Here is a 236-nt window from a genome sequence, read left to right as displayed (position 1 = left end):
GGATAACATCAACTTACTGCACCCTAGCGTTCAGAACATGGCTGTCATTGAAAACAATGAGCCAATGGTCTCAATAGCATTGCAGGGGGCTAAGTTGGTTTTAGACCATGATGTAGAGCTGGGATATGCGAACGAATTTATAGCGCGAAAAAGCGTAGTGGATAGATTAAAGCAAGCGTCACTTCTTCTTCCCGAAGGGCTCTATCTATTGGTAAAAGAGACCCATAGACCTAAGT

General features: G+C 43.6%; 1 pseudogene. It reads left to right on the top strand.

Going from position 1 to position 236, the window contains the following annotated elements:
* A pseudogene (locus AB4585_RS27690) lies at positions 1-236 on the top strand (D-alanyl-D-alanine dipeptidase); the annotation flags it as partial.

Source organism: Vibrio sp. 10N.222.49.C9 (assembly GCF_041474985.1).
Classification (GTDB): Bacteria; Pseudomonadota; Gammaproteobacteria; order Enterobacterales; family Vibrionaceae; genus Vibrio; species Vibrio crassostreae_C.
The sequence above is the reverse complement of the archived record's forward strand: the minus strand, read 5'-3'. Positions and strand labels throughout refer to the sequence as shown.